Below are 203 nucleotides of genomic sequence, written 5' to 3' on the forward strand. Positions count from 1 at the left end.
GGTGAACGGAACCTCGGCGACTTCAGCCTTACTGACCCAGGCACCGGACTCCTCGTCATAGATCGCATCGGGGTACTCGATGCCAGTCCATGCGTCGTCGCTGATCGTTCCGATCGCTGCTTTGACCTTCTTATCCATACGCACGGTGATCGACACATGAGCCCCGGCATCGTGGGCGGCTTTGGCCACTTTTGAGGAGTAGT

The 203-nt window shown here is 58.1% G+C and carries 1 pseudogene; it reads right to left on the reverse strand.

From position 1 onward, the window contains the following. Positions 1–203, reverse strand: a pseudogene (locus tag ACPUD7_RS17990) (IS1380 family transposase); the annotation flags it as partial.

The sequence above is a fragment of the Brevibacterium sp. FAM 24630 genome (genome assembly GCF_049804075.1).
Taxonomy (GTDB): Bacteria; Actinomycetota; Actinomycetes; order Actinomycetales; family Brevibacteriaceae; genus Brevibacterium.